The organism is Paracidovorax cattleyae (genome assembly GCF_900104515.1).
Taxonomy (GTDB): Bacteria; Pseudomonadota; Gammaproteobacteria; order Burkholderiales; family Burkholderiaceae_C; genus Paracidovorax; species Paracidovorax cattleyae.
The window spans coordinates 42,613-68,840 of record NZ_FNJL01000022.1; the positions used below are offsets into that span (position 1 = coordinate 42,613).

Below are 26,228 nucleotides of genomic sequence, written 5' to 3' on the forward strand. Positions count from 1 at the left end.
TTGTCGCACACTTGCCACTGTCCCCGGCATGGCCACGGCCATGCCATCCTCCCTTTCGCACCATCGCTTCCATGGAATCCAATACCGAACTCAACGAAAGCCGGCTGGCCAACGCCTGGGCCGAGCTGCACAACCATGCCGTGAACGGCAACCCGCTGCATGCGGACGCCTACCGGCTCGCCTTCGCAGACCCGGAATTCATGCTGCGCCGCGAGACCCGCGGCATCCGCTTCCAGCTCGAGATGCTCAAACCCGACCTGGGCCAGACCGCCCAGGGCATCGAGAACACCGTGGTGGTGTACGGCAGCGCGCGCTTCCTGGCGCCCGAAGGCGCCGCACAGCAATTGGCCGATGCCGAGGCCAGCGGGGACGCTTCCCGCATCGCGCGCGCGCAGCTGGCCGTGCGCAACGCCCGCTACTACGACCTCGCGCGCCGCTTCGCCGGCGTCGTGGCGAATTACAGCCAGCAGCTTCCGCCCTCCGACCGGATCTACATCTGCACCGGCGGCGGCCCGGGCATCATGGAGGCCGCCAACCGCGGCGCGCACGAAGCCGGTGCGCTCAACGTCGGCCTGAACATCGCCCTGCCGCACGAGCAGAGCGGCAACCGCTACATCTCGCCGTCGCTGTCCTTCAAGTTCCATTACTTCGCGCTGCGCAAGATGCATTTCATGATGCGCGCGAAGGCGCTGGTGGCCTTCCCCGGCGGCTTCGGCACGCTCGACGAGCTGTTCGAGGTGCTCACGCTGGTGCAGACCGGCAAGGCCAAGCCCGTGCCCATCGTGCTCTTCGGCACCGAGTTCTGGAAGAGCGTGGTGAACTTCGACGCCCTGGTGGAGCAAGGCACGATCTCGGCGGCCGATCTGAACCTCTTCCACTACACGGACGATCCGGAAGAGGCCTGGGGGTTCATCAAAGAGTTCTACCAGCTATGATGGCAGGCCGAGAGGGTCACTGAAAGGCGTCTGCGCGGCAACTCGCGCGCAGCCGGTGTTCGCAAGGCGCGCGATCGCTTCGCACGGCGCGTTCCGGAGCCGCGTGACGCCGCGAAGAATGGAGGCCGTCCATCCCCATTCAGGAAGCCGTTCATGCGCCGCATTTCCAGCCACGCTGCCAGTACATCCCGCGCCGACTCGCCGCGGGATGACGACTCCGGCAACTCTCCTCCCCGTGCACGGCCGAGCGCTCGGCACAACGCTCCCGAGGGTCTTGCGCAGCGCGGAGCCGCCGGGTTCCGCATGCCCTCGGCCCGCACGCTGCTCCATCACACCTACACCACCACTGCCGTAGGATTAATGGCGACGGGGGCCCACCAAGCCGTGACCAATGTGCAGCGCGGGGACGGAACCGCGGCGGCGCAGGGCGTCCATATGGCGCAGACGGGCTTCACCCTGCTGGCCGGGCGCGCAATCGCCCACCTGGCGTCCCCCCTGTTGCAGGAAGCCGTCGCGGCAGTCAGACGGATGTTCGCCCCGCAGATCGACAGGAATCTGCTTCTGGGGGCGCTGAACCATGTCGCCGCCACCTCGGAAGACGACCCCGACGACATGACCCATGTCACCGGGCGGCATACCCAGCAGGTGGTCGACCACCTTGCCGATCTGGCGGACGGAGTCGCTGGCCGGACCGTGGTGAACGTGGCCTTGAGAGCCAACAACTCCAGGGAATTGGTTTATCTGCTGCTCGGCCTGGCCAGGGGCGACGACGGCCAGCCGGTGCTTTCCGCCCGCGCTACCTCGTCCAGCCACCGCTGACGGGCTCGCGCGGGCACCCCCGTCCATCGCGCTGCGTTGCGTGTACGACCCTGCCCTACTGCCCCAGCCTGGCGGCAGCCCGTGCCCCTATTCCCACGACCCCGCCCACCACCCAGAACAGCCCCGCCACCCCGATCAGCGCGCCGGCCGAACCGAACAGCACGGGCATCGCCACGCTGGACGCATTGATCGCCATCAGGCGCAGGCCCAGGGCCTCCCCATGGCGATGGTGCGGCGTGATCTGGTGCAGCATGCTCATGATCATCGGCTGCACCGAGCCGAGCGCGAAGCCCAGCAGCACCGAGCACAGGCCGAGCGCCCAGGCGGTCGGCAGCAGCGGGTAGATGGCGAAGAGGCAGGCTGTCGTCACCATGGCCCACATCACCACGATGGCCTCCTTCAGGCGCGCGGCCACGAGCGGCATGAGCACGCGGATGGCCGCGGCGGCGATGGCGAACGCGCCCAGGATGGAGCCGATGACCGACGCGGACAGCCCCCGCTCGTGCCCCAGCAGCGGCACCACGAAGGTATGCACGTCCCAGCAGGACGACAGCAGCCAGTTCACGAGCAGCAGGCGGCGGAAGGCCGCGTCGCCCAGCAGGTCCCACGCACGGCGGCGCGGGCCGCCTTCCGCGCCGGCGATGGGCGGCAGCTCCACCGTCGCACGCACCCAGAACCATGTCGCCACCGGCAGCAGCGCCGTGAGCGCGAAGGCCGCGCGATAGCCCTCCGTGCTGCCGGGCACGGGCCCGGTATGGTCGATCAGCAGGCCGGTGAAGAACGGCCCCACGAAGTTCGAAACGGCAGGGCCGATGGCCAGCCAGCTGAACACCCGCCGCAATTGCTCGGAGCCGTGCGCGGCGCGGCCGACGTGGCGCTGCAGCGCGATCATGGCCGCTCCCGAGGCACCGCCGGTCAGCAGCGCAGCCAGGCAGAGCATGGGAAAGGACGGCCAGACGAGCGCGCCGGCCGCGCCCGCGCTGGCCACGCCCACCGCCCAGCCGACCGGCCGCTTCAGGCCGTGGCGGTCGGCATACCGGCCCGCAGGCAGCGACAGGAACACCTGGGTCAGCGCGAACAGCGCCAGCAGGGCACCCACGGCCGCGGCGCTGTAGCCCTCGCGCAGTGCCAGCAGCGGGGCCGCAAGGCGCATGCCGGTCATGCTGGCATGGATGCATATCTGGCCGGCGATCAGCCGTGCGAGCGCGGTATCCATCTCAGATCGGCGCCTCCGGGCCATGGCCGGCGGGCGCTTCCACGGCCGGCGCCGCGCCGGCTTCGCCAGCGGGCAGTTCCTGCACGTCCCGCAGCCGCCGCTGGATGGCGCGCGTGCGCACGCCCACCTCGTCGAAGCGCTTGGCGGCAGCGTCGATCGACTTGCGCGTGGCCTCCACCACGTCGCCGAACTTGGCGAACTCCGTCTTCACCGCGCCCAGCAGTCCCCACACCTCGGAAGAGCGCTTCTCGATCGCCAGCGTCTTGAAACCCATCTGCAGGCTGCTGAGCATCGCCGCGAGGTTCGCGGGCCCGGCCACCATCACGCGGCATTCGCCCTGCAGCGCCTCCACGAGGCCCGGACGGCGGACCACCTCGGCGAACAGCCCTTCGGTGGGCAGGTACAGCACCGCGAAATCCGTGGTGTGCGGCGGCGACACATACTTGGCCGCGATCTTGCGCGCCTCGAAGCGGACCGCGGCCTCCAGCGCGTTGCCCGCCGCGAGGACGGCCGCCTTGTCCGCCGCGTCGTGCGCGTCCAGCAGGCGCTGGTAGGACTCCACCGGGAACTTCGCATCGATGGGCAGCCAGACCGGCTCCTCCTGGCCCCGACCTGGCAGGCGGATGGCGAACTCCACCATTTCATCGCTGCCCGGCACCGCCTTCACGTTGCGCGCGTACTGCTCCGGCGCCAGCACGTTCTCGATGATGGCACCCAGTTGCAGCTCGCCCCAGGTGCCGCGCGTCTTCACGTTGGTCATCACCCGCTTGAGATCGCCCACGCTGGCGGCCAGCATCTGCATCTCGCCCAGGCCGCGGTGCACCTGCTCGAGCCGGTCGCTCACCATCCTGAACGACTCGCCCAGCCGCTGCTCCAGCGTGGCGTGCAGCTTCTCGTCCACGGTACGGCGCATCTCCTCCAGGCGGGCCGCGTTGTCCGACTGGATGGCCGCAAGGCGCTCGTGCAGCGCGGTGCGCAGCGACTCCGAGGTTTGCGTCAGCTCGGCGCGGAAGGCGCCCAGGGCTTCCGCCAGTTCGCGGCGGGCCACGGCAGCATCGGCCTGCGCCTGGGCCATCCGCTGCCCCAGCCGGGCCTCGAAGGCGTCGAAGCCTTCGCGCAGTTCCGCGCGGCCCGAGCGGGCATCGTGCACCGCCTGCGCGAGCCGCTCGTCCAGCACTTCCCGCTGGCCCTCCAGGTGCGAGTGCGTGGCCTGCGTGAAGCCGCGCAGCTGCTGGGCCATGCCTTCCAGCGCGCCGTCGTTCTTCGCCACGGCCAGTTGGGTGGCCTGGGCCACCTGCTCCAGGCGCTGCAGGCGCATGGCCCATTCGGGGGGAAGCTCGGGTCGGGGGCTGCGCAGCAGCAGCACTCCCAGGAGCACGGTGATGAGCGCGAGCAACGCGAACACCACCAGCCATTCAATCGACATGCCAATCCAGACGTTTCGTTGTCAACTGCCAGCCCCTCGGACCGGCGGGCAATGGGGCGCCCCTCAGCGGGGCCGGGGCGTGTTCACGGGCGTGAGTGCACCGCGCCCATCGAAGAACGCGATCAGGTTGTCCGCCGCGAGGTTGGCCATCGCGCGCCGCGTGGGCACCGTGGCGCTGGCGATGTGCGGCGTGAGCACCACGTTGGGCACCGTCAGCAGGTCCGGATGCACCTTCGGCTCACCCTCGAACACGTCCAGTCCCGCCGCGGCGATGCGCCGCTCGCGCAGCGCCTGCGCCAGCGCAGCATCGTCCACGATGCCGCCGCGCGCGATGTTGACGAGGTTGGCCGTGGGCTTCATCTGCGCGAGCTCGGCCGCGCCGATGGCGTGGTGGGATTCCGGCGTATAGGGCAGCACGAGCACGAGGTGGTCCGCGTCGCGCAGCAGCTCCTCCTTGGAGACGTACCGGGCCTTGCAGCCGGCCTCGAGTTCCGGCGAGAGGCGCGAGCGATTGTGGTAGATCACGTTCATGCCGAAACCGTGCGCGCCGCGGCGCGCGATGCCCTGCCCGATGCGCCCCATGCCCAGGATGCCCAGCGTGGAACCGTGCACGTCCGAGCCCGCGAACATGTCGTAGCTCCACTTGCTCCAACGGCCTTCGCGCAGGTAGATCTCGCTCTCGGTCACGCGCCGGGCCGTGGCCATCAGCAGCGCGAAGCCGAAATCGGCCGTGGTCTCCGTCAGCACATCGGGCGTGTTGGTGGCCTGCACGCCCGCGGCGGTGAGCGCCTCCACGTCGAAATTGTTGTAGCCCACCGCCATGTTCGCCACGATGCGCAGGCGCGGGCAGGCCGCCACGAGCGCCGCGTCGATCCGCTGGCTGCCGGTCGTCAGCGCGCCGTCCTTGTCGGCCAGGCGCCGGGCCAGTTCCTCGGGGCTCCAGATCGCATCCTCGGGATTCGCCTCGACGTCGAAATGCCGGGAGAGTCGGTCCACCACGTCCGGGAAGATGGCACGGGCGACGAGGATGCGGGGTCGGGTCATGGAGCGGGAATTCCTGTGAAAGAAAGGACAAGGCTGGAACGCATGGAGCGGGCAGGCGGGCGGCGCGCGCCGCGCCGTCTCAGCCCGGGGCCGGGATCTCGAACACCTGGCGCAGGTAGGCGAGGTATTTCTCGTCGTCGCACATGCCCTTGCCGGGCGTGTCGGACAGCTTGGCGACGGGCTGCCCGTTGCAGCGCGTCATCTTGATGACGATCTGCAGCGGCTCGCAGCCCAGGTCGTTGGTCAGGTTCGTGCCGATCCCGAAGGCCAGCTGGCAGCGGCCGTGGAACTGCCGGAACAGCTCGATCGTGCGCGGCACCGTGAGCGCGTCGCTGAAGATCAGCGTCTTGGTGAGCGGATCGACGCGGTTGCGGCGATAGTGATCCAGCAGCCGCTCGCCCCACGCGAACGGGTCACCGCTGTCATGCCGGGCCCCGTCGAACAGCTTGCAGAAATACAGGTCGAAATCGCGCAGGAAGGCGCTCATGCCATAGACGTCGGACAGCGCGATGCCCAGGTCGCCGCGGTACTCGCGCGCCCACATCTCGAAGCCGTAGATCTGGCTGTCGCGCAGGCGCGGGCCCAGCGCCTGGCAGGCCTGCAGGTACTCGTGCGCCATGGTGCCGAGCGGCGTGACCCCGAGCTTCATCGCATAGAGCACATTGCTCGTGCCCGCGAACTGCCCGGGCCCCGCCCGGCCGTCGGTGCGGCGGTCGCCGGTGCCCAGACGCGCCAGCAGCACCCGCAGCACTTCCTCGTGCCACGCTCGGCTGAAGCGCCGCCGGGTGCCGTAGTCGGCGATCTTCAGTTCCCCCAGCCCGTCCGCCTGCAACTGCGTGATCTTCGTGTCCAGCCGGCGGCGGCCCTCGGGGAAATCCGGCACCTTCTGCGTATTGCGGAAGTACACCTCGTTCACGATCGCCAGCACCGGGATCTCCAACAGGATGGTATGCAGCCACGGCCCGGCGATGCGGATGTCGATCTCCCCCGAGGCCAGCGGCGTGACGGTGATGTATTTCTCGTTGAGGCGGAACAGCCCCAGAAAGTCCACGAAATCGCTCTTCACGAAACGCAGCGAGCGCAGGTACATCAACTCCGCATCCTGGAACTGCAGGCTGCAGAGCGAGCGGATCTCGTCGCGGATCTCGGCCGCGTGGGGCGCGAGCTGCACGCCGGGGTTGCGGCACCGGAAGCGGTATTCCACCTGTGCTCCGGGAAACTGGTGCAGCACCACCTGCATCATGGTGAACTTGTACAGGTCGGTATCGAGCAGGCTGGTGATGATCATGGAAGAGGCATCGGCGCGCGGACCGGCAGCGGGGCCGGGGCGCGGAAGGAAAAGCTGCAGGCGCGTCGTGCATTGTGTCACCAAGCGCGCCATCGCGTGCACGCATCCCGGCGGCACCGCAGCGAGGCCGCGCCCTGCCCGCCGGTGCGGGCTGCGCAGTTCCGCGATGCGGGCCGGAGCCCATCGAGCCCCCAGGCGCCCCGCGAACCGCCTATGCTTGCGAGGCGCTCCGGGAGGGGGAGACTCCCGGCCACCGCGCACTTATTCACATCCTCCACCAACAAGAAAGCGATTCCGGATGCACAGCCTCGGCAAGCCTCGCCCCTCTTCATCCCCGCCCCCTGCCTGGGGCCTTCCCGCGGCGCTGGCCGCCACCCTGCTGGCCCTCTCGGGCTGCGGCGGCAGCAGCAGCGGCAACGGTGGAACGGTCCTCGTGCCCAGCCAGGACAACGCCTGCGCCGTGACGAGCGACAACGGCCTGGTCACGGTCGGCTCGGGCCTGCCGGGCGATCCGGCCGCACCCGAGCCGGCATCCGGCTACCGTGTCGGCAAGACTGCGGTCTATGCGAAGCAGTACATGGTGACCACGGCCAACCCGTACGCATCGCGTGCGGGATGCGAGGTGCTGAAGAAAGGCGGTTCGGCCGTGGATGCCGCCGTCGCCGTGCAGATGGTGCTCGGGCTGGTGGAGCCGCAGTCCTCCGGCCTCGGAGGCGGCGCCTTCATGCTGTACTACGACGCGGCCCAGAAAAAGGTCCAGGCCTACGACGGCCGGGAGACCGCCCCGGCGGCCGCGACCGCCGACTACCTGCGCTGGGTCAGCGACGCCGACCGCACCGCGCCGCAGCCGGGCGGTGCGCGCGCCAGCGGGCGCTCCATCGGCACGCCGGGCGCCGTCCGCATGCTCGAACTGGCCTACCGCGACCACGGGCGGCTCTCCTGGGGCGACCTGTTCCAGCCGGCCGAGCAACTGGCGCGTGGCGGCTTCCCCATCGGCGGCCGCATGGCCGCCGCCATTTCCGGCTCCGTCTCCGGCCTGGCACGCGACGCGGAAGCCGTGGCCTACTTCTTCAATGCCGACGGAACGCCCAAGGCGCTCGGCACGGTGCTAAAGAACACCGCCTACGCCGACACGCTCTCCGCCATCGCCAGCAATGGCGCCGATGCCTTCTACACGGGCCCGATTGCACAGGGCATCGTCGCCAAGATCCAGGCCACCAGCGGCGGCTCGCCGGCCGTCGCCATCACGCCGGGCCTGACGCAGCTGAGCGACCTGGCGAACTACCGCGCCAAGCGCCGCGACCCGGTGTGCACCACCTACCGCGACTACTGGGTGTGCGGCATGTCGCCGCCCTCCTCCGGCGGCATCGCGGTGGCCTCCGCACTCGGCATCCTGGAGAACTTCGATCTCTCGCAGTACAAGCCCACGGCCATCGACCTCGAAGGCGGCAAGCCCACCGTGATGGGCGTGCACCTGGTCAGCGAGGCGGAGCGCCTGGCCTATGCCGACCGCGACAAGTACGTGGCCGACACCGACTTCGTGCCCCTGCCCGGAGGCTCCCCCGCACGCATGCTCGACAAGTCGTACCTGCGCACGCGCGCCGGCCTGATCAGCACCACCCGCAGCATGGGCACTGCCACGGCGGGCGACTTCGGCACCGGCGCGGCCGGTGTCGTTCCGCTCGAGGAGCGCGGCACCACGCACTTCACCATCGTGGACAAGGACGGCAACGCCGTGGTCATGACCACCACGGTCGAAGCCAGCATGGGCTCCTTCCACATGACCCAGGGTTTCCTGCTCAACAACCAGCTCACGGACTTCGCCTCCACGCCCACGGATGCATCCGGCGCGCCGGTCGCCAACCGCGTCGAGCCGGGCAAGCGCCCGCGCAGCTCCATGGCGCCGACCCTGGTGTTCCGCAAGGCCGCCGACGGCAGCATCGGCGATTTCGTGATGGGCACGGGCTCGCCCGGCGGCGGCACCATCATCCAGTACGTGGTGAAGACCGTGGTCGGCGCGCTCGACTGGGGCCTGGATGCTCAGCAGGCCACGTCGCTTGTGGACTTCGGCGCCAGCAACAGTGCCACCACCTCGGTGGGCGGCGAGCACCCCAACGTCAACACGGCGAACAACGGCAACGATGATCCCCTGGTCACCGGCCTGCGCGCGCTGGGCCACACGGTCTCGACCTCTGCCCAGTCGAGCGGCACGGCCACGATCCTGCGGGTGAACCGCAACGGGGCCAGCGTGCTCCAGGGCGGCGCCGATCCGCGGCGCGAAGGCGTGGTGCTGGGCGACACGTTCAAGCCCTGACGCACGGCACCCGGCGTCGGCGATGCCGATGCCGGGTGCGGGGCGGCCGCCGGCGCGGCTCGCCTCAGCGGGTCGCGGCAGCGGCCTGGCTGAGCGGCTCCAGCGCCCGGCGCAGCGGCTCCGGCAGCGTCCGCGGCCGGCGGTCCTCCCGGCCCACGTACACATGCACGAAGTGGCCCGCGGCGGCCGTGAGCGCCTCTCCCTGGGCGAACAATCCCACCTCATAGCGCACGCTGCTCGATCCCAGGTGCGCGACACGGATACCCGCCTCGATGGTCTGCGGGAAAGCCAGCGGCGCGAAGTAATTGCACTGCGTTTCCACCACCAGCCCGATGGTGTCCCCGCCATGGATGTCGAGCGCGCCCTGCTCTATCAGGTAGGCGTTCACGGCGGTGTCGAACCAGCTGTAATAGACGACGTTGTTGACGTGGCCGTAGATGTCGTTGTCCGCCCAACGGGTGGTGATGCTGCGGAACACGGGATAACGGTCGCGCGCCTCGGGCGAGCGCCGCGGAGCCGGCGGGGCGGCGCGGGGCGTGGCAGTGGTCATGGCGATCCATTCTGCCAGCCGCCCCTTTCAGACAAGGCGGAACGGGCCCGACGAGGTTTTTGGAGGGACGACTCTAAACATGCTGCGGTGCAGCAAAAAGGCTTGCGCCGCCAGGCAAACCCTCTAGAATTCGTTTCATGCTGCACCGCAACATGACTACGGCGCAGCGCGGTTCCATCCGTTTGGCTTAGTGTCCGATCCGGACTATTTTCAGAGGAGATACCCATGTCGCTGACCCCCGAGCAACTGATCGCTTCCCAGAAGGCCCACCTGGAAACACTGTTCGGCCTCACGAACAAGGCCTTCGAAGGCGTCGAGAAGCTGGTCGAGCTGAACGTGACCGCCTCGCGCGCCACCCTGAGCGAAGCCGCCACCCACACCCAGGCCCTGCTGTCGGTCAAGGACCCCCAGGAACTCCTCTCGCTGCAAGCTGCCTTCTTCCAGCCCCTGGCCGAGAAGACCGCCGCCTACAACCGCCACCTGTACGAAATCGCTTCCGGCACCACCGCCGAGTTCGGCCGCGCCTTCGAAGCCCAGGCCGCCGAGATCCAGCGCAACTTCAGCAACATGGTGGACACCGCCGCCCGCAATGCCCCCGCCGGCACCGAAACCGGCGTGGCCGTGTTCAAGAGCGCCGTGTCTGCCGCCAACAATGCTTTCGAAACCGTCCAGAAGGCCGTCAAGCAGGCCAGCGACGCGGCTGAAGCCAACTTCAATGCAGTGACCAACACGGCCACCGCCAATGCCGCTACGGCCACCAACGCCGCCGTAGCAGCCACCTCGGCTGCCATGCGCAAGCGCTGAGCCGCTGGCCCACCCGTTGTCTCCTTGGATCCTTCCGAACGCCACGTTCCTGGATCCAATTCAAAGCCCGGCGCCCGCCGGGCTTTTTTTTGCCTGCCCACACCGCAGGGCCTGCATGCGGTCCCCCGGGAGGGGAACATTCTCACGGGGCCGGACTCCAATGATTGCAAATGCGATGAATTCGCATTTATAATGCTTCATCGTCCACACCGCCAAAACTGCAGCCCCATGATCGTTTGTGTATGCCGCCGGGTTTCTGACCGGGAAATCGCACGCCACGCGCATGCGGGGTTGAGCTTCGACGAGATCCAGTTCGAACTCGGCGTGGCCACCCAGTGCGGCCGTTGCGAGTCCTGCGCACGCGACGTCGTCGCCCGGTGCGGCACCAGGCATTCGGTGGCCGCCCTGCACAAGGAAGACATCGCGCCGCATACCATCCAGCTTGCCCAACCCATCCTGGAAAGCAAGGCATGGAACTCCTCTTCATCCTCGCTGGCAGCCTGATCCTCGTCGTGGGATCCATGTGGTGGATCTTCCGCAAGTAAGCAACTCCTCTTTGCCACTGCCCTGCACGGTGCGCCCGCACCGGCCCTCCCTCCACTGCGCAGGCAGATAACCTTTCCTATGTCCCAGTTTGATCGCTATGGCTCCCCCGGGGGCGTGAGCCGCAATGCGGTGATCGCAGGTTCGGTCGTATTGCTGCACGTCGCGGGTCTCTGGGCCCTGCAATCCGGCCTGGTGCGCAAGGCTGCCGAGATCATCGTTCCCGCGGAAGTGCTGAGCGAATTCATCACGCCGCCCGCGCCTCCGCCTCCGCCCGTGCCGCCGCCCCCGAAGCCGGCACCGCCGCCGCCCAAGCCCGCGCCGCGCACGCCGGCGCCCCGTCCAGCGCCGATGCCCGTTGCCATTCCGGATCCCGCGCCTGCGCCGAACGCGCCGGTCGGCATCACCGAGCCGCAGCCGCCCGCGCCGGCAATCGCCGCCCCCCAGGCGCCGCCCGCACCTCCGCCGGCGCCACCGGCACCGCCCGCCCCCCCCAAGATCGAGCTGCCGTCCAGCGATGCGGCCTACCTGAACAACCCCAAGCCCCCCTATCCGGCGATCAGCCGCCGGCTGGGCGAGCAGGGGAAGGTCGTGGTACGCGTGCTGATCGGTACGGACGGCCTTCCGCAGAAAGTGGAACTCAACAAGTCCAGCGGTTACGACCGGCTGGACCGGCTGGCGATGGAAACGGTGATGCGCTACAGGTTCGTGCCCGGCAAGCGCAACGGTGTCCCCGAAACCATGTGGAACCTGGTTCCGTTCAACTTCGTCCTCGATTAAACGTCTCGAATATCTCTTTCAGCTTCAGGAGTTCTCATGGAATCGCATTTCGGCATTGCCAACGTCTGGGTCCAGGGTGATTTCGTCACCCGGGCCGTCGCCGTGCTGCTGCTCGGCATGTCGCTCGCCTCGTGGATCGTCATCCTCATCAAGGCGCTGGACATCATCAAGTTCAAGAAGCACGCCCGCGCGGCGCGCGACTTCTGGCACAGCGAGGATTTCGCCTCCGGCATGGAGAAGCTCGGCAACGATCCGTCGAACCCGTTCCGGCACCTCGCGCTCGAAGGCCGCGAGGCCACCGCCCACCACCGCAACACCAAGGCACACCTGCACGACAGCCTCGACGTGAGCGACTGGATCACGCGCAGCCTGCGCAACTGCATCGACGAATTCACCGCCCGCCTGCAGGCAGGCCTGGCCATTCTGGCGTCGGTCGGCTCCACCGCGCCCTTCATCGGCCTCTTCGGCACCGTCTGGGGCATCTACCACGCTCTGGTGGCGATCGGCACCTCGGGCCAGTCCACCATCGACAAGGTGGCCGGCCCGATCGGCGAGGCGCTCATCATGACCGCCCTCGGCCTGGCGGTCGCCATTCCCGCAGTGCTGGGCTACAACGCGCTGGTGCGGGGCAACAAGTCCATCCTGAACGGCCTCAACAGCTTCGCGCACGACCTGCATGCCTATTTCGTGACCGGCGCCCGCGTCAGCGCCCCGTCCGACCAGGGCAAGGTCCTGCCCATCAAGAAAGGCTGACGCGCCATGGCATTCGGAACCCAGGACGACGCCGACGAGGTGATGAACGAGATCAACATGACGCCCCTGGTGGATGTCATGCTGGTGCTGCTCATCATCTTCATCATCACCGTGCCGGTCATGAAGCATGCCGTGCCGGTGGACCTGCCGCGCGCCTCGGCAGAACGCGAGAACGTCAAACCCGAGACCATCCGCCTGAGCGTCACGGCCGACGGCAACTACCACTGGAACGAGACGGACATCGGCGACGAGGAACTGGAGCCGCGCCTGAAGGCCGAGGCCGCCAAGGACCCGCAACCCGACCTGCACATCCGCGGCGACAAGAGCGTGCGCTACGAGCGCGTGGCCCAGGCCATGGCAGCCGCGCAGCGCGCAGGCGTGCGCAAGATCGGCTTCGTCACCGATCCGCAGTGAGGCAACAAATATTTGCAATAAAGCCGGGCACAGCCTTGACGCTCAATTGAGAATGGTTATCATTAATCCATTGCCAACGCACCGAGGATCCAATCCATGCACGCCAGCCTGACCGCCCTGTCCCCCTCCGCAGCCTTCTTCGGCGCCCCGGGCATCGCCGACCGGCAGTCCGATGCCCATGGCCGCCCGTCGTCCTCGGCCCCGGCGGTGGACAGCAGCGAATTGCTCAAGGGGCAGAAGACCGTGGCGATCTTCCACAACGGCTCCATCTACCGCCTGCAGGCCACCAAGCTCGGCAAGCTGATCCTCACCAAATAGGTTTCATCGTGGGGCGACTCCCGGACCGCCTGCCGGTCCGCCGGGTCGTATTCGCCAGCCAACGGTTCACCCCGCGTAGCCAGGCTTTTTTTTCCCACTGCGCCTCCCAAAGAAAAACCGGCCTCTCGGGGCCGGTTTTTCCATTTGTGGCCGGCACCCCGGGGGTGCAGGCGCCAGCGGCGGCCGTATCAGAGGCCGATGGCTGCGATGCCGGCGCGGGCGATCTGTGCGTCCTCGCTGGATTTCACGCCGCTCACGCCGACGGCGCCCAGGCACTGGCCATCCTTCAGGATCGGCACGCCGCCCTCGAGCATGCCGTCGATGAACGGAGCCGTCAGGAAGGCGGTGCGGCCGCCATTGATGATGTCCTCGTACGCCTTGCTTTCGCGGCGGCCCAGGGCGGCCGTGCGGGCCTTGCCGGGGGCGATGTGAGAAGACAGGGGCGCGGCGCCGTCCAGGCGCTGCAGCGAAAGCAGGTGGCCGCCGTCGTCCACGATGGCGATGGTCACCGCCCAGCCGTTGCGCAGGGCCTCGGCTTCCGCGGCGGCGGCGATTTTCTTGACATCGGCGAATTCGAGCTCGGATCTGGTCTTCATGGGATCTTCGGGGAAATGGGTGTGGGCGAAAGTTGCCGGCAGGCCGCAGCCGCGTTCCGCCGGCTCGGACAGCCTGCGGAGAATATCGCCTGCAAGGTGCTCCACCGGACTGTTCACGGCAAAACACTGCATCCCAAAAGGTCGGGATTGGCAAAGGTTATTTGAAAGCGGGTTGAAAGCCACCACCTAGAATTTGCCGGTCTGCACTTCGCAGGCCTCAACAGGCAAAGGGAGCAAGAGAAGATGAATGATCAAGTCACCGTTCTGGGCTCTGCGGGCTACGGCGTCTCGCAGGAGCAGCGGCAGCGCGTGCTGCGCAATACCTACTGGCTGCTCGCACTGAGCATGGTGCCCACGGTGCTGGGCGCCTGGCTGGGCGTGGCCACCGGCATCACCCAGTCGCTGCGCGGCGGCGTGGGCCTGATCGTCTTCCTGGGCGGCGCCTTCGGCTTCATGTTCGCCATCGAGAAGACCAAGAACTCGGCGGCCGGCGTGCCGGTGCTGCTGGGCTTCACATTCTTCATGGGCCTCATGCTCTCGCGCCTGATCGGCATGGTGCTGGGCTTCAAGAACGGCACCGACCTCGTCATGACGGCCTTCGCCGGCACGGCGGGCGTGTTCCTGGTCATGGCCAGCCTGGCCACGGTGATCAAGCGCGACCTCTCGGGCATGGGCAAGTGGCTCTTCGTGGGCGCCATGGTCCTGCTGGTGGGCTCGGTCATCAACGTGTTCGTGGGCTCCTCGGCCGGCATGATGGCCATCTCGGTGGCCGCCATCGGCATCTTTAGTGCGTACATGCTGTATGACCTGAAGCAGATCATCGACGGCGGCGAGACCAACTACATCAGCGCCACGCTGGCGCTGTACCTGGACCTCTTCAACGTGTTCCAGAGCCTGCTGGCCCTGCTGGGCATCATGGGCGGCGAGCGCGACTGAAGCACGCCGGGGCAGGTTGCCCCGATCCGGCACGAAAGGCCTCCTTCGGAGGCCTTTTGCTTTTCCTCAGGGTGGGCGCACGCAGGCCTCAATGATCCGGCGCAGCGGCCGATAATGGATGGAAGATGCCAAACCGCCGCACAGCCCTGCTCCCCGCCCGCTCGCCAGGCCGCCGGTTTTCGTGGCTCGCAGCGTGCGCGGCGGCTCCGCTGCTGCTGTCGGGCTGCGACATTCCCGGCCTGGGCCCGGATCCACGTACGGTGCAGAAGGAAGCCGAGGCCAAGGCCATCGGTGGCGCCTGCCGCCACGCCCTGCGGGGCCTGGAGGACTGCTTCACCCTCAACCCCAAGGCCTCGAAGGCCCAGGTGTTCGCCGGCTGGAAGGAAATGGACCAGTACATGCGCGAGAACAAGCTGGAGGGCGCGCCCTCGGTGCTGGGCAACCTGGAGAAGCCTCCCGCCACCCCGGCCCGCCGCGCAGAGGAAGGCCGCACCGAGGAAACCCGCGAAGGCGGGTCGGGTCGCAGCCGGAGCTGAAGCCGGCTTCGCCCTGCAGGCCTGCCTCGCCAGCCCGCAAGCCCGAAAGCGAAAGCCCCCCGGGCCGCTCGAGCAGCGGCGGCCCGGCTCCCGGAACGCCTTCCCGGTCTCAGGCGCGCTCGAACACCGCCATGCTTTCGACGTGGGCGGTGTGGGGGAACATGTTCACCACGCCAGCCGCCACGCAGCGGTAGCCCGCCTGGTGCACCAGCAGGCCGGCGTCGCGCGCCAGCGTGGCCGGATTGCAGCTCACATAGACGATGCGCTGCGGTGGCGTCCAGCCCTCGGCCGAGACAGGCAGCGCCGGCGCATCTTCCGCACCGATGCGCGCCTGGTGGATGTCGGCCAGGGCCTTGGCGAGCGCGAAGGCGCCCTCGCGCGGCGGATCCACCAGCCATTTGTCGGCGACGCCGTCGGCGACGAGCATCTCCGGCGTCATCTCGAACAGGTTGCGTGCCACGAAGGTGGTTGGGGCCAGCGCCTGCGGCCGGTCTTCCCGGTTCTTGCGGTAGTTCTCGCGCGAGCGGGCCACCAGGGCCTCGCTACCCTCGATGCCCAGAACCTCCCGTGCCTGGGTGGCGAGGGGCAGCGTGAAGTTGCCCAGGCCGCAGAACCAGTCGATCACCCGGTCGGCACGGCCGGCATGGAGCAGGCGCAGCGCACGCGTGACCAGCACTCGGTTGATGTGCGGGTTGACCTGCGTGAAGTCGGTGGGCTTGAAGGGCATGGTGATGCCGAAGTCCGGCAGCGCGTAGCCCAGCTGCGGACCGCCCTCATGCAGCAGGTGTACCGTGTCCGGGCCCTTGGGCTGCAGCCACCATTGCACGCCGTGCGCGGTGGCGAAGGCGCGCAGCCGGCCCATGTCGGCCTCGGACAGCGGCTCCAGATGGCGCAGAACCAGCGCGGTGACCTCGTCGCCGCAGGCCAGCTCGATCTGCGGGCAGGTGTCCCGCGCATCCATCGAGGCGATGAGCGCGCGCAGGGGCAGCAGCATGGCGCTCACGTGGGGCGGCAGCACGGGGCAGACTTCCATGTCGGCGATGTAGCGGCTCTTGCGCTCGTGGAAGCCCACCAGCACCTTGCCTTTTTTCTCGACATGCCGCACGGCCAGGCGCGCGCGGTAGCGGTAGCCCCAGGCGGGCCCCTCGATGGGCCGCAGCACGGTCTCGGCCTTCACCTTGCCCAGGTGCCAGAGGTTGTCCTCCAGCACGCGCTGCTTGACGGCCACCTGGGCGCCGACGTGCAGGTGCTGCATCTTGCAGCCGCCGCAGGCGCCGGCATGCAGACCGAAATGGGGGCATCCCGGGCGCACGCGCTGTGGGGATTCGCGGTGGATGGCGGTGAGGCTCGCCTGCTCCCAGTTGTTCTTCTTGCGGTGCGTGTTGGCGCTCACCCATTCGAAGGGCAGCGCGCCGTCGATGAAGACGACCTTGCCGTCGGGCCTACGGGCAACGCCCTGGGCGTCCATGTCCATGGACGTGACCTCCAGCCAGCCCGGCGGGAGGTCGGTGCGCCCTTGCGCGGGCGCGGAAGAAGATGGGTCCTGGAGGATCTCGGGATGTTCTGTGGGGTCGCTCATCCCCCGATTGTCTCAGGCCGGCCGCGCCTCGCCCTGTGCCGGCCCGCACTCGCGGCCATCGGGCGGACGGCGCAGCGCGGCGCTCAGTGGATACCGCGGACGAGGCCGCTGCGTCCGTCCTTGTCCAGGCGCAATGGTGGCAGCGAAAAATGGTCCAGGTCCTGCTTCGTGGCCGCGATGTCGAGTCCGACGACCGCCGACGTGTCCGGATCCACCTCCAGGCCCAGAGGCATCGTGGCGAACTGGACATAGTCGCGGCTGGCATTCCACAGGGGCTGCCCGCCGATCGCCTGGAGTACCGCGCCCACGTCCGTCCCCAATGCCAGTCCCTTGAGGCCGAAGCCGGGCAGCTCGCCGTGCGGGCCGAAAGCGATGACGTTGACCACGCGGTCGCCGCGGAAACGCATGGCCAGCGCTCCATGGGCCAGCGAGCCGGCGGGCCGTGGATGGCGGGCCAGCCGCTCGTTCAGTCCGCGCGGGTACAGGTACACGAAGACCGTGTCCGGCCGGGCCCCACCGTGCCGGGTGGCATCCGGCTTGCCGAGCGCGTCCACCACATCCTGCTGGTGCATGCCCAGCGCCACCGGGCCGACGCGACGGCATGCTTCGGGAAGCGCTGCGACCGGGTCCTGCGCCGGGAAAGCCTGGCCGAGGGCCTCCCTGCACGCGGTACCTGCCTGCACGCCATCTGGCGCGGGAGCCGCCTGCGCGACGCCCAGGAAGACCGCTGCGCACAGCAGGCAGGCGAAAGATGGGGGCCTGGAAATCATGGCGCGCTCCTTCGTGGACCGCGATCGGAAAGGATGGGGGCGTAGGCGCCCGGCAGTCAACTGCGTGCGGGGCGCACCAGCCGCGGCACGGGATCGGAAGGCGGCAGGCCCACGCGGGAGCCGGGCACCGAGGCACTGGACGGAAGGCGGTTGAATTCGATCTGGCAATCGCCGCTGTCCAGCGAGAAGACCAGGGTCGAACCCGGCGCGACGCGCGGCAGGGTCTGGTGGATCTGCTGCGCCAGGTCCACCGGCGGCGTCTGCGACCGGTAGATCACCTGCTGGCTCGCGGAATAGACCACGTAGCACGCGGCGGAGGCCGCGGCGCTCCACAGTCCGGCGGACAGCGCGGCGGCGGCGAACAGGACAGAACGGCAGGCGGACATCGGCGAAGCTCCTGGGTGGGTGGCGGGACGGCCGGAACCGGACGGCGCGAGGCCGATTATTGCGGACTTTGCGGCGCCTGCCTTCCCCGGCAGCGCGGTCAGGCGCGCACGGGGCGTTCGTCCAGCGCGAGATGGAACGAATGCTTGACCTCTTCCATCACCGCATAGGTGCGCGTCTCGCGCACGCCCGGCAACTGCCACAGCACCTCTCCGGCGAACTGGCGGTAGGCGTTCATGTCGGCCTGCCGGGTCTTGAGCAGGTAGTCGAATCCGCCCGCCACCATGTGGCATTCCATGATGGCCGGATGGACCTGCACGGCGGCCTTGAACTGGTCGAACACGTTGGGCGTGGTGCGGTCCAGCAGCACCTCGACGAACACGAGCATGCCGGCGCCGAGCTTCTGCGGATTGAGCCGGGCCTCGTAGCCCAGGATGTAGCCCTCGCGCGTGAGCCGCTGCACCCGGGCGAGCACGGCCGTGGGCGACAGGGCGACCCGCTCGGCGAGCTTGAGGTTGGAGATGCGGCCGTCGTCCTGCAGGATTGCCAGTATCCGGCGGTCCAACCTGTCTATTTCATCCACGTTATCCCAATTTCATAGTGAGACATTCATCGATCATCCCCATTTTTGCTCATTAATTCAACACGCCAGGCAGGATGATGCAGGCATTTCCTCTTTCCTCACCTGCTTTCGGACCGCCCCGCCATGAACGCTCCGCACCCCTGCCTGCATACCCCGCCTTTCTCAGCCTTCGCACCACGGTCCGCCACGGCCTCGCCGCTGCGCGATGCCATCACCGCAGCCTGCCGCATTCCCGAGCCGGAAGCCATCGCGCCGCTGCTGGAGGAGGCCCGCATCGGCGGCGCCGCGGCGCAGCGCGTGCATGCCCTGGCGCTGCGGCTGGCGGGGGGACTGCGCGAGCGCAAGGTCGCGGGCGGACGGGCCGGCTGGGTGCAGGGACTGCTGCAGGAGTTCGCGCTCTCCTCGCAGGAGGGCGTGGCGCTGATGTGCCTGGCCGAGGCGCTGCTGCGCATTCCCGACAGCGCCACGCGCGACGCGCTGATCCGCGACAAGATCGGCGGCGGCGACTGGGAATCGCACCTCGGCAAGAGCCCGTCGCTGTTCGTCAATGCGGCCACCTGGGGCCTGCTGCTCACCGGCAGGCTCGTGGCCACGCACAGCGAGCAGGGCCTGGGCGCAGCACTGCGCCGCATCACCGCGCGCGGCGGCGAGCCGCTGGTGCGCAAGGGGGTGGATGTGGCCATGCGCATGATGGGCGAGCAGTTCGTGACCGGCGAGACCATCGCCCAGGCGCTGGCCAACGCCCGCCCGCGCGAGGCCCAGGGCTTCCGCTACTCCTACGACATGCTGGGCGAAGCCGCGCTCACCGCGGCCGATGCCGAGCGCTACCTGCAGTCGTACGTGGACGCGATCCATGCCATCGGCAAGGCATCGGCGGGCCGCGGCGTGTACGAGGGCCCCGGCATTTCCATCAAGCTGTCGGCCCTGCACCCGCGCTACAGCCGGGCCCAGCACGGCCGGGTGATGCAGGAACTGCATCCCCGCGTGCTGCGGCTGGCCGAACTGGCCCGCGGCTACGACATCGGCCTGAACATCGACGCGGAGGAAGCCGACCGCCTGGAGATCTCGCTGGACCTGCTGGAAGCCCTGTGCGCGGCGCCTTCGCTCGCGGGCTGGAACGGCATCGGCTTCGTGATCCAGGCCTACCAGAAGCGTTGCCCGCGCGTCATCGACCACGTGATCGACCTGGCCCGCCGCACCGGCCACCGCCTGATGGTGCGGCTGGTCAAGGGCGCCTACTGGGACAGCGAGATCAAGCGGGCCCAGGTGGACGGGCTGGAAGACTATCCGGTCTATACCCGCAAGGTGCACACCGACGTGTCCTACATCGCCTGCGCACGCCGGCTGCTCGCGGCGCCGGATGCCGTCTATCCGCAGTTCGCCACGCACAATGCGCACACGCTGGCCGCGATCCACGAGCTGGCCGGTCCGGATCGCTACGCACCGGGCCAGTACGAATTCCAATGCCTGCACGGCATGGGCGAGCCGCTGTACGAGCGGGTCGTGGGTGCTGCGGGGCTGAACCGGCCCTGCCGGGTCTATGCGCCCGTCGGCACGCACGAGACGCTGCTGGCCTACCTTGTCCGCCGGCTGCTGGAGAACGGCGCCAACACCTCGTTCGTGAACCGCGTCGCCGACGCCACCCTGCCGCTGGACAGCCTCGTGGCCGACCCGGTGGCGGCCGTGGCGGCAGAGGCGGCGCCCGGACAGGCCAACCCGCGCATTCCGCTGCCGCCGATGCTGTACGGCCCGGCGCGCCGCAACTCCGCGGGGCTGGACTTGGCGAGCGAAGCGGTCCTCGCGCCGTTGGCCGATGCCCTGCAGCGCGATGCACGCCAGGCCTGGGAGGCCGCGCCGCTGCTTGCCGGGCCGGTGCAGGAGGGCCTTCGCCTGCCGGTGCGCAGCCCAGCCTGGCATGCGGATGTGGTGGGCACGGTGCAGGAGGCGCGTGCCGGCGACGTGGACCAGGCGCTGGAATGGGCGCAGGCAGCGGCCCCCGCCTGGGCCGCGACGCCGCCCACGGAACGGGCCGCTGCGCTGTGCCGCGCCGCCGACGCGCTGGAGCAGCGCACGCCCGCCCTGCTGTCGCTGCTGGTGCGCGAGGCGGGCAAGACCTGCGCGAACGCCGTGGCCGAGGTGCGCGAGGCGGTGGATTTCCTGCGTTTCTATGCGGCCCAGGTGGAGACGCTGTTCGACACGGGCGCGGACGCATGGACGCCGCTCGGCCCCGTGGTGTGCATCAGCCCCTGGAATTTCCCGCTCGCCATCTTCATGGGACAGGTGGCGGCCGCGCTGGCTGCCGGCAACGTGGTGCTGGCCAAGCCCGCCGAGCAGACGCCGCTGGTGGCCGCCGAGGCGGTGCGCATCCTGCACGCTGCCGGTGTGCCGCGCGCGGCCCTGCAGCTGCTGCCCGGCCAGGGCGAGACCGTGGGTGCCCGGCTGGTGGGCGACGGGCGCGTGATGGGCGTGCTGTTCACCGGCTCCACCGACGTGGCCCGCATCCTGCAGCGCAGCGTGGCGGGCCGCCTGGATGCCACCGGCCGTCCGGTGCCGCTGATCGCCGAGACGGGCGGCCAGAACGCGATGATCGTGGACTCCTCCGCCCTGGCGGAGCAGGTGGTGGCGGACGCCGTCGCCTCGGCGTTCGACAGCGCCGGCCAGCGCTGCTCCGCACTGCGCGTGCTGTGCCTGCAGGACGACGTGGCGGACCGCGTGCTGGAGATGCTGCGCGGCGCCATGGCGGAACTGCGCATCGGCCGGCCCGACCAGCTCGCCACGGACGTGGGCCCCGTGATCGACGCCGAGGCGCGCGAGGGCATCCTGCGCCACGTGGCGGCACTGCGCGAACGTGGCCGTGCGGTGCACCAGGTGCCGGTACCGCCGCAGGCCGATGCCGGGGGTACCTACGTGCCGCCCACGCTGATCGAGCTGCAGGACCTGTCGGAACTGGAGCGCGAGGTCTTCGGCCCGGTGCTGCACGTGGTGCGCTATCCGCGCAGCGGGCTGGACACGCTGCTGGACCAGATCGCGGGCACCGGATACGGACTCACCCAGGGCCTGCACACACGCATCGACGAAACGGTGGAACGCGTGCTCCGCCGTGCCCGCGCGGGCAATCTCTACGTGAACCGGAACATGGTGGGCGCGGTGGTCGGCGTGCAGCCGTTCGGCGGCGAAGGCCTGTCGGGCACCGGCCCGAAGGCCGGCGGACCGCTGTACCTGCTCCGGCTGGTGGCGCAGGCGCCCGGCGGCGCTGCGCGGGCGGCCATCGACGCGATGGCGGCCCCGGACACCGGCGAAGGCGACGGGCCGGGCACCCCTGCCCCGCTGCAGGCGCTGTCGGAATGGGCGCGAGGCGCCGGCCAGGGCCCGCTCGAGTCGGCCTGCCGGCAGCTCGCCCGGGACACGCCGGCCGGCAGCCTGCGCACATTGCCCGGCCCCACGGGGGAGCGCAACCAGTACGGCGTGGCGCCGCGCGAGCGCGTTCTCTGCCTGGCCGATGCCGATGGCGACCGGCTTCTGCAGTTGGCCGCGGTGCTGGCGGTGGGCGGGCACGCCGTATGGCCGTCGGCCGCGTCCACGCTGCGCGCCAGCCTGCCGGCGGTGGTGCAGGAGCGCATCGTGCTGGTGGCGGACTGGCATGCGCCCGCGGTGGCCGTGGACGCCGTGCTGCACCATGGCAGCGAAGCGGCACTGCGGGAAGTATGCAGGGCCATGGCCGCGCGGCCCGGGCCGATCGTGGGCGTCGCGGGCCATGCGCCCGGCGATGCCGCGGTGCCGCTCGAACGCCTGGTCCTGGAGCGCGCGGTCAGCATCAATACCGCGGCGGCCGGCGGCAATGCCAGCCTGATGACCATGGAGTGAGCGTCGGCAGGCCGGGGCACGTCTCAGCCTTCCGCCGGTACCGCCCGCACCATGCCGCGCATGACATGCACCACCTGGGGCTGGTCCACCAGCACGCAGGGCTTGCCGGTACGGCGGCAGTGGTCCTGCACGCGCCAATAGTCGTCGTGGCCCACGCAACCGGTCTGGCAGATCACGAAATCCGCTGCCCGGAGGCTGGCCTCCAAAGCCGCCGCGTCGCCGGGCAGGCTGGACGCCGCACCGGCCTGCCCGGCATCGCCGGGAGCGGAGGATTCTCCGGCACCGAAAGGCCGCGCCACCAGCGCCCCGCCCGGTCCGCGCGCGACGCACACCACCGCATGCGGAGGCGGCAAAGGCGGCGGCGCCCGTTCGGCCGCGCCCGTCGCCGCTCCAGCGGCAGGGGCCGCATCGGCCCGCGTGGCGGCGCGCCATTGCCAGTGCAGCACTTCCCGCATCAGGCCCTGCAGCCGCTGCGTGAGCCCCTCCACCTGCCGGGCCAGGACCCGGCGGCGGCGCAGGCCGGGCAGCGCCTCGTCCTGCCGGCGCCGGTCTTCCTGCACATAGGCGAGTGCCGTCTCCGCAACGAGGGCGCGCGCCCGCAGCCTCACCACCTCGGCCTGCAGGGCCTCGATCTGCCGCGCCTGCTCTGCCAGGTCACGGCTGCAGCGGCGCTGCGCGCGCCCATACTCCGCCAGCAGTGCGCGGTGCTCATCCAGCACCGGTCCGGGAAAACCTTCCATGCGATGTCCCTCCAGAAGGCATGGCCGGTAGCCATGGCAATGACCATCCGGCAAAAGAATGTATTGATAAGCATTCTCATTTAATGCTACACTGACGTCAATCGCTGCCCGCACTGCACAGCCGGTGCGGCAGCCGCCCAGACAGGTTTCATCGTGGGGCGACTCCGGACCTTCACCAGGTCCCATGGGTCGTTTTTGCCAGCCAACGGTTTGCCCGCGTAGCCAGGCTTTTTTTGCGATGCCCTGTCGAGGATCACATGGTGCCGCTGCCGCGCCGCAGCAGCACGATCACGAAACACGCCCCCAGCCCCGAGGTCACGATGCCCACGGGCAGTTCCTGCGCGCCCAGCAGCGACCGGGCCGCGAGGTCGCTGGCCAGCAGCAGCGCGGCGCCCAAGGCCGCGGCCGCCACGGAGGATGGGCGGTGCAGCGGACCGGCCATGCGGCGCGCCAGGTGGGGCACCATGAGTCCGACGAATCCGATCAGGCCGGAAAGCGCCACGCAGCAGGCGGTGGCGAAGGCCGCGACCAAGAAGGCCTGGCGGCGCAGCCGCTGCGGCTCCACGCCGAGGCTGTGGGCGGTGTCGTCGCCCGCCAGCAGCGCATCGAGCGCCCGGTGGCGCCGCGCGATGAACAGCGCCGGCACCAGCAGCCCGGCGCCGGCCAGCCAGAGGTTGTCCCAGCGGGCGAGGCCCAGCCCGCCCAGCGACCAGAACACGATGGAATGCGCGGCGCGCTGGTCGCCCGCAAAGATCAGCGCATGGGTCAGGGCCCCGAAGAGGAACGACACCGACACGCCGGCCAGCACGATGCGCGCGGGCCCCTGCCCCTGGCCGCCCTGCACGATCAGCAGCACGGCCGCGGCGGCGACCAGCGCTCCCGCGAACGTGGCCAGCGGCAGCGTCCACAGGCCCGGCGCGCTTCCGGCCAGGGTGATGACCGCCACCGCGCCGGCGGACGCCCCGGACGACAGCCCGAAGAGGAACGGGTCGGCCAGGTCGTTGCGCGTCGTGGTCTGCAGCAGGCACCCCACGAGGGCGAGCGCCGCGCCCACGGCCATGGAGAGCAGGACGCGCGGCAGGCGCAGGTCGCGCACGATGGCCTGCGCCATGCCGCCGGGGCCTTCGGGCGCGCCGGCGCCCAGCGCGGAAAACACGTCCTGCCAGCCGACCTCCACACCGCCGGACTTGAGCGACAGCAGGGCCATCGCCGCGAGCGCCAGCAACAGCCCCAGCAGGCCGGCCATCCAGCGCCGCGGGCGCGCCGCCGGCGCGTTCACCGAACGCCCCGCAGCGCCCGCGCGATCTTCTCGATCGCCCCGATGTTGGCCGGCCCCGGCGTGAGCTCGGCATAGCGCAGCACGATGAAGCGCCCTTCGCGCACGGCGTCCGTGAGGCGCATGGCGGGATGCTCCCGCAGCACGCGTTCCAGATGGTCCGGCCCCTGCCCGTTCTGGTAGTCGAGCAGGATCACGAACTGCGGATTGCGCTGCGCCACGGCCTCCCAGGTGGCGGTGCCCCAGCTCATGGGCAGGTCGTCCAGCACATTGCGACCGCCCGCGGCATCGATGAGCGCGGTGGGCATGGCGGCCCGGCCGGCGGTGAAGGGCTTGTCCTCGCCGGAGTCATAGACGAAGACGCCGGGCCGGCGCTCCAGCGCGGGAAGGTTGGCCGCAGCCACCCGCGCGCGCCAGCCTTCCACGAGGCGCTGCGCCTCGGCGGTGCGGCCGAACACCCGGCCCAGGCGCACCATGTCGCCATAGAGCAGGCCCATGGTCGCGCGGGGCTTGTCGGCCTGGTTCTGCGCGCAGCTTTCGGTCAGCACCAGCGTCTGGATACCGCGCCGCGCGAGCGTGGCGGGGGTCACCTCGCCGCCGGGCTGCATGCCGTAGTACCAGCCTGCGAAAAACAGTTCCGGCCGCGCCGCGACCAGCGTTTCCATCGTGGGGTATCTGGGCGCCAGTTCAGGTACGCCATCGAGCGTGCGCAGCAGCGCCTCGCCCGTCTGCTTGTACCAGCCGGTGATGCCCGTCACGCCGACCAGCGCCGGGCGCAGGCCGAGGGCGAGGGCCATTTCGGTCATGTTCAGGTCGTGCACGACCAGCCGGCGCGGAGGCCGCTCGATGCGCAGCGGCTCCCCGCAGTTGGACACAGTCACGGGGAAGGCGGCGCCGGCATCCGGCGGGGCGGCTCCTGCCGCCGCGGCGACTTGTGCCAGCGCCATGGACAGCGCCACCCCTGCAATCCGGTGCCACCTGCCCGTCATGCGGCCTCCCGCTCGAACGACCACAGCGTGCCGCCGTGGCGGGGGTGCCGCGTGTGCACCAGCTCCATGCCGAACACCCGCGCCACGCATTCCACGCCCAGGGCCCGCGCGGGCGGCCCCTCCGCGACGAGGCGGCCGGCCTGCAGCACCCAGGTCCGGTCGGCGAACGCCGGCACCAGCGCCAGTTCGTGCAGCACGGCCACCACGGTGATGCCGAGGCCGCGCACCAGGGCCAGCACGTCAGCGCGCGCCGCCAGGTCGAGGTGGTTGGTCGGCTCGTCGAGCAGCAGGAGCTCCGGCGCCTGTGCGAGCGCCCGGGCCAGGTGCATGCGCTGGCGCTCACCGCCCGACAGGCTGCCCAGCGGCCGCTCCGCCAGCGCCTGCACGCCGCACGTGCGCAGCGCTTCTTCCACGGCATGCGCGTGATCGGCGGCCGCCACGCGGCCTTCGTGCGGCAGCCGGCCGAGCGCCACATAGTCCCGGGCCCGCAGGCGGCCCTGTGCCACGTCGTCCTGCCCCAGCACTGCCACGCTGCGGGCACGCTCGGCCGCCGGCCAGCGGGCCATGTCCTGCCCGAGCCAGCGCACGGTGCCCGCGGCAGGCGCCATGCGGCCGGCGAGCAGCTTCATGAGCGTGCTCTTGCCCGCGCCATTGGGGCCGACCAGCGCCACGCACTCGCCCCGCATGGCTTGCAGGACCACGTCCCGCAGCAGCCAGTCGCCGCGCGGCGACTTCCATCCGAGGCCTTCGGCCCGCAATGCCACGACCATG

Annotated in this window: 26 protein-coding genes; 12 read left to right on the plus strand and 14 right to left on the minus strand. The window is 69.9% G+C overall.

Annotated elements, in window-relative coordinates; all coding sequences use genetic code 11:
• Positions 1-71: 71 nt before the first annotated feature.
• Positions 72-935, plus strand: coding sequence for an LOG family protein (locus tag BLR05_RS17315; RefSeq protein WP_092836487.1), 864 nt, complete (start codon positions 72-74; stop codon positions 933-935).
• A 303-nt stretch (positions 936-1,238) separates the two neighbouring features.
• Positions 1,239-1,754, plus strand: coding sequence for a hypothetical protein (locus BLR05_RS17320; protein ID WP_092836489.1), 516 nt, complete (start codon positions 1,239-1,241; stop codon positions 1,752-1,754).
• A gap of 55 nt (positions 1,755-1,809) precedes the next feature.
• On the opposite strand, the gene BLR05_RS17325 is transcribed toward BLR05_RS17320, so the two are convergent.
• From BLR05_RS17325 to pncB, 4 genes are all read right to left on the minus strand, one after another.
• Positions 1,810-2,970 (minus strand): MFS transporter, encoded by a 1,161-nt coding sequence (locus BLR05_RS17325; protein WP_092836492.1) that lies wholly within the window; start codon positions 2,968-2,970, stop codon positions 1,810-1,812.
• Position 2,971: 1 nt separating this feature from the next.
• A complete protein-coding gene (locus BLR05_RS17330; RefSeq protein WP_092836495.1) occupies positions 2,972-4,396 on the minus strand; it encodes a DNA recombination protein RmuC in 1,425 nt (474 codons plus the stop codon).
• A 63-nt stretch (positions 4,397-4,459) separates the two neighbouring features.
• Complete coding sequence (locus BLR05_RS17335) at positions 4,460-5,440, minus strand: 2-hydroxyacid dehydrogenase (protein ID WP_092836498.1); 981 nt, start codon at positions 5,438-5,440, stop codon at positions 4,460-4,462.
• A gap of 79 nt (positions 5,441-5,519) precedes the next feature.
• Positions 5,520-6,728, minus strand: a complete 1,209-nt coding sequence (gene pncB / locus BLR05_RS17340; protein WP_092836501.1) for a nicotinate phosphoribosyltransferase — start codon at positions 6,726-6,728, stop codon at positions 5,520-5,522.
• A gap of 298 nt (positions 6,729-7,026) precedes the next feature.
• On the opposite strand from pncB, the gene ggt reads away from it, so the two are divergent.
• Positions 7,027-9,042, plus strand: a complete 2,016-nt coding sequence (ggt, locus tag BLR05_RS17345) for a gamma-glutamyltransferase (RefSeq protein WP_092836504.1) — start codon at positions 7,027-7,029, stop codon at positions 9,040-9,042.
• Between the two features lie 64 nt (positions 9,043-9,106).
• Here ggt and BLR05_RS17350 read toward each other — a convergent pair whose 3' ends face one another.
• Complete coding sequence (locus BLR05_RS17350) at positions 9,107-9,592, minus strand: acyl-CoA thioesterase (RefSeq protein WP_092836507.1); 486 nt, start codon at positions 9,590-9,592, stop codon at positions 9,107-9,109.
• A 225-nt stretch (positions 9,593-9,817) separates the two neighbouring features.
• Here BLR05_RS17350 and BLR05_RS17355 point away from each other — a divergent pair, with 225 nt between their 5' ends.
• From BLR05_RS17355 to hemP, 6 genes are all read left to right on the plus strand, one after another.
• Positions 9,818-10,396: a phasin family protein gene (locus BLR05_RS17355; RefSeq protein WP_092836510.1), complete on the plus strand. Its 579-nt coding sequence runs from the start codon at positions 9,818-9,820 to the stop codon at positions 10,394-10,396.
• Between the two features lie 228 nt (positions 10,397-10,624).
• Entirely contained in the window at positions 10,625-10,900 is a 276-nt protein-coding gene (locus tag BLR05_RS17360) for a (2Fe-2S)-binding protein (RefSeq protein WP_092836513.1), read from the plus strand.
• A 120-nt stretch (positions 10,901-11,020) separates the two neighbouring features.
• Positions 11,021-11,719 (plus strand): energy transducer TonB, encoded by a 699-nt coding sequence (locus BLR05_RS17365; RefSeq protein WP_092836516.1) that lies wholly within the window; start codon positions 11,021-11,023, stop codon positions 11,717-11,719.
• Positions 11,720-11,755: 36 nt separating this feature from the next.
• Positions 11,756-12,472, plus strand: a complete 717-nt coding sequence (locus tag BLR05_RS17370; RefSeq protein ID WP_092836519.1) for a MotA/TolQ/ExbB proton channel family protein — start codon at positions 11,756-11,758, stop codon at positions 12,470-12,472.
• 6 nt (positions 12,473-12,478) lie between these two features.
• Positions 12,479-12,886, plus strand: a complete 408-nt coding sequence (locus tag BLR05_RS17375) for an ExbD/TolR family protein (protein WP_092836522.1) — start codon at positions 12,479-12,481, stop codon at positions 12,884-12,886.
• A gap of 96 nt (positions 12,887-12,982) precedes the next feature.
• Positions 12,983-13,204 (plus strand): hemin uptake protein HemP, encoded by a 222-nt coding sequence (hemP, locus tag BLR05_RS17380; protein ID WP_092836525.1) that lies wholly within the window; start codon positions 12,983-12,985, stop codon positions 13,202-13,204.
• A gap of 188 nt (positions 13,205-13,392) precedes the next feature.
• Here hemP and BLR05_RS17385 read toward each other — a convergent pair whose 3' ends face one another.
• Positions 13,393-13,800: a GlcG/HbpS family heme-binding protein gene (locus BLR05_RS17385; protein ID WP_092836613.1), complete on the minus strand. Its 408-nt coding sequence runs from the start codon at positions 13,798-13,800 to the stop codon at positions 13,393-13,395.
• Positions 13,801-14,043: 243 nt separating this feature from the next.
• Here BLR05_RS17385 and BLR05_RS17390 point away from each other — a divergent pair, with 243 nt between their 5' ends.
• A complete protein-coding gene (locus BLR05_RS17390; RefSeq protein WP_013594370.1) occupies positions 14,044-14,736 on the plus strand; it encodes a Bax inhibitor-1/YccA family protein in 693 nt (230 codons plus the stop codon).
• Between the two features lie 125 nt (positions 14,737-14,861).
• Positions 14,862-15,272, plus strand: a complete 411-nt coding sequence (locus tag BLR05_RS17395; RefSeq protein ID WP_225979281.1) for a hypothetical protein — start codon at positions 14,862-14,864, stop codon at positions 15,270-15,272.
• Between the two features lie 109 nt (positions 15,273-15,381).
• Here the strand turns inward: BLR05_RS17395 and rlmD are convergent, their stop codons facing one another.
• The 4 genes from rlmD to BLR05_RS17415 all read right to left on the minus strand — a co-directional run bounded on the left by rlmD (position 15,382) and on the right by BLR05_RS17415 (position 18,588).
• Positions 15,382-16,851, minus strand: coding sequence for a 23S rRNA (uracil(1939)-C(5))-methyltransferase RlmD (gene rlmD, locus BLR05_RS17400; RefSeq protein WP_192883900.1), 1,470 nt, complete (start codon positions 16,849-16,851; stop codon positions 15,382-15,384).
• Positions 16,852-16,934: 83 nt separating this feature from the next.
• A complete protein-coding gene (locus tag BLR05_RS17405; RefSeq protein WP_092836529.1) occupies positions 16,935-17,621 on the minus strand; it encodes a secreted signal peptide protein in 687 nt (228 codons plus the stop codon).
• Between the two features lie 56 nt (positions 17,622-17,677).
• Positions 17,678-18,007 (minus strand): hypothetical protein, encoded by a 330-nt coding sequence (locus BLR05_RS17410; RefSeq protein WP_092836532.1) that lies wholly within the window; start codon positions 18,005-18,007, stop codon positions 17,678-17,680.
• A 98-nt stretch (positions 18,008-18,105) separates the two neighbouring features.
• A complete protein-coding gene (locus BLR05_RS17415; RefSeq protein WP_092836535.1) occupies positions 18,106-18,588 on the minus strand; it encodes an Lrp/AsnC ligand binding domain-containing protein in 483 nt (160 codons plus the stop codon).
• Between the two features lie 123 nt (positions 18,589-18,711).
• Here BLR05_RS17415 and putA point away from each other — a divergent pair, with 123 nt between their 5' ends.
• On the plus strand, positions 18,712-22,452 hold the full coding sequence (gene putA, locus BLR05_RS17420) for a trifunctional transcriptional regulator/proline dehydrogenase/L-glutamate gamma-semialdehyde dehydrogenase (protein ID WP_092836538.1): 3,741 nt from the start codon (positions 18,712-18,714) through the stop codon (positions 22,450-22,452).
• A 23-nt stretch (positions 22,453-22,475) separates the two neighbouring features.
• Here the strand turns inward: putA and BLR05_RS17425 are convergent, their stop codons facing one another.
• The 4 genes from BLR05_RS17425 to BLR05_RS17440 form a co-directional block, all read right to left on the minus strand.
• Complete coding sequence (locus BLR05_RS17425) at positions 22,476-23,192, minus strand: DUF2325 domain-containing protein (RefSeq protein WP_092836541.1); 717 nt, start codon at positions 23,190-23,192, stop codon at positions 22,476-22,478.
• Positions 23,193-23,445: 253 nt separating this feature from the next.
• The gene (locus tag BLR05_RS17430; protein ID WP_244160124.1) at positions 23,446-24,471 is read right to left on the minus strand and encodes a FecCD family ABC transporter permease; all 1,026 of its coding nucleotides are present in this window, start codon (positions 24,469-24,471) and stop codon (positions 23,446-23,448) included.
• A complete protein-coding gene (locus BLR05_RS17435; protein WP_092836544.1) occupies positions 24,468-25,457 on the minus strand; it encodes an ABC transporter substrate-binding protein in 990 nt (329 codons plus the stop codon). Before BLR05_RS17435 ends, BLR05_RS17430 begins: the two co-directional genes overlap by 4 nt.
• A complete protein-coding gene (locus BLR05_RS17440) occupies positions 25,454-26,227 on the minus strand; it encodes an ABC transporter ATP-binding protein (RefSeq protein WP_092836547.1) in 774 nt (257 codons plus the stop codon). The genes BLR05_RS17435 and BLR05_RS17440 overlap by 4 nt, the downstream gene beginning before the upstream one ends.
• Position 26,228 lies beyond the last annotated feature (1 nt).

Coding starts and splice junctions, on each gene's coding strand:
- BLR05_RS17330 (WP_092836495.1), bottom strand. CDS start 4,396: ATGTCGATTGAATGGCTGGTGGTGTTCGCGTTGCTCGCGCTCATCACC.
- rlmD (WP_192883900.1), bottom strand. CDS start 16,851: ATGAGCGACCCCACAGAACATCCCGAGATCCTCCAGGACCCATCTTCT.
- ggt (WP_092836504.1), top strand. CDS start 7,027: ATGCACAGCCTCGGCAAGCCTCGCCCCTCTTCATCCCCGCCCCCTGCC.
- putA (WP_092836538.1), top strand. CDS start 18,712: ATGAACGCTCCGCACCCCTGCCTGCATACCCCGCCTTTCTCAGCCTTC.
- hemP (WP_092836525.1), top strand. CDS start 12,983: ATGCACGCCAGCCTGACCGCCCTGTCCCCCTCCGCAGCCTTCTTCGGC.
- BLR05_RS17335 (WP_092836498.1), bottom strand. CDS start 5,440: ATGACCCGACCCCGCATCCTCGTCGCCCGTGCCATCTTCCCGGACGTG.
- BLR05_RS17350 (WP_092836507.1), bottom strand. CDS start 9,592: ATGACCACTGCCACGCCCCGCGCCGCCCCGCCGGCTCCGCGGCGCTCG.
- BLR05_RS17385 (WP_092836613.1), bottom strand. CDS start 13,800: ATGAAGACCAGATCCGAGCTCGAATTCGCCGATGTCAAGAAAATCGCC.
- BLR05_RS17435 (WP_092836544.1), bottom strand. CDS start 25,457: ATGACGGGCAGGTGGCACCGGATTGCAGGGGTGGCGCTGTCCATGGCG.
- BLR05_RS17405 (WP_092836529.1), bottom strand. CDS start 17,621: ATGATTTCCAGGCCCCCATCTTTCGCCTGCCTGCTGTGCGCAGCGGTC.
- BLR05_RS17315 (WP_092836487.1), top strand. CDS start 72: ATGGAATCCAATACCGAACTCAACGAAAGCCGGCTGGCCAACGCCTGG.
- BLR05_RS17355 (WP_092836510.1), top strand. CDS start 9,818: ATGTCGCTGACCCCCGAGCAACTGATCGCTTCCCAGAAGGCCCACCTG.
- BLR05_RS17325 (WP_092836492.1), bottom strand. CDS start 2,970: ATGGATACCGCGCTCGCACGGCTGATCGCCGGCCAGATATGCATCCAT.
- BLR05_RS17440 (WP_092836547.1), bottom strand. CDS start 26,227: ATGGTCGTGGCATTGCGGGCCGAAGGCCTCGGATGGAAGTCGCCGCGC.
- BLR05_RS17425 (WP_092836541.1), bottom strand. CDS start 23,192: ATGGAAGGTTTTCCCGGACCGGTGCTGGATGAGCACCGCGCACTGCTG.
- pncB (WP_092836501.1), bottom strand. CDS start 6,728: ATGATCATCACCAGCCTGCTCGATACCGACCTGTACAAGTTCACCATG.
- BLR05_RS17370 (WP_092836519.1), top strand. CDS start 11,756: ATGGAATCGCATTTCGGCATTGCCAACGTCTGGGTCCAGGGTGATTTC.
- BLR05_RS17320 (WP_092836489.1), top strand. CDS start 1,239: ATGCCCTCGGCCCGCACGCTGCTCCATCACACCTACACCACCACTGCC.
- BLR05_RS17410 (WP_092836532.1), bottom strand. CDS start 18,007: ATGTCCGCCTGCCGTTCTGTCCTGTTCGCCGCCGCCGCGCTGTCCGCC.
- BLR05_RS17390 (WP_013594370.1), top strand. CDS start 14,044: ATGAATGATCAAGTCACCGTTCTGGGCTCTGCGGGCTACGGCGTCTCG.
- BLR05_RS17365 (WP_092836516.1), top strand. CDS start 11,021: ATGTCCCAGTTTGATCGCTATGGCTCCCCCGGGGGCGTGAGCCGCAAT.
- BLR05_RS17360 (WP_092836513.1), top strand. CDS start 10,625: ATGATCGTTTGTGTATGCCGCCGGGTTTCTGACCGGGAAATCGCACGC.
- BLR05_RS17395 (WP_225979281.1), top strand. CDS start 14,862: ATGCCAAACCGCCGCACAGCCCTGCTCCCCGCCCGCTCGCCAGGCCGC.
- BLR05_RS17375 (WP_092836522.1), top strand. CDS start 12,479: ATGGCATTCGGAACCCAGGACGACGCCGACGAGGTGATGAACGAGATC.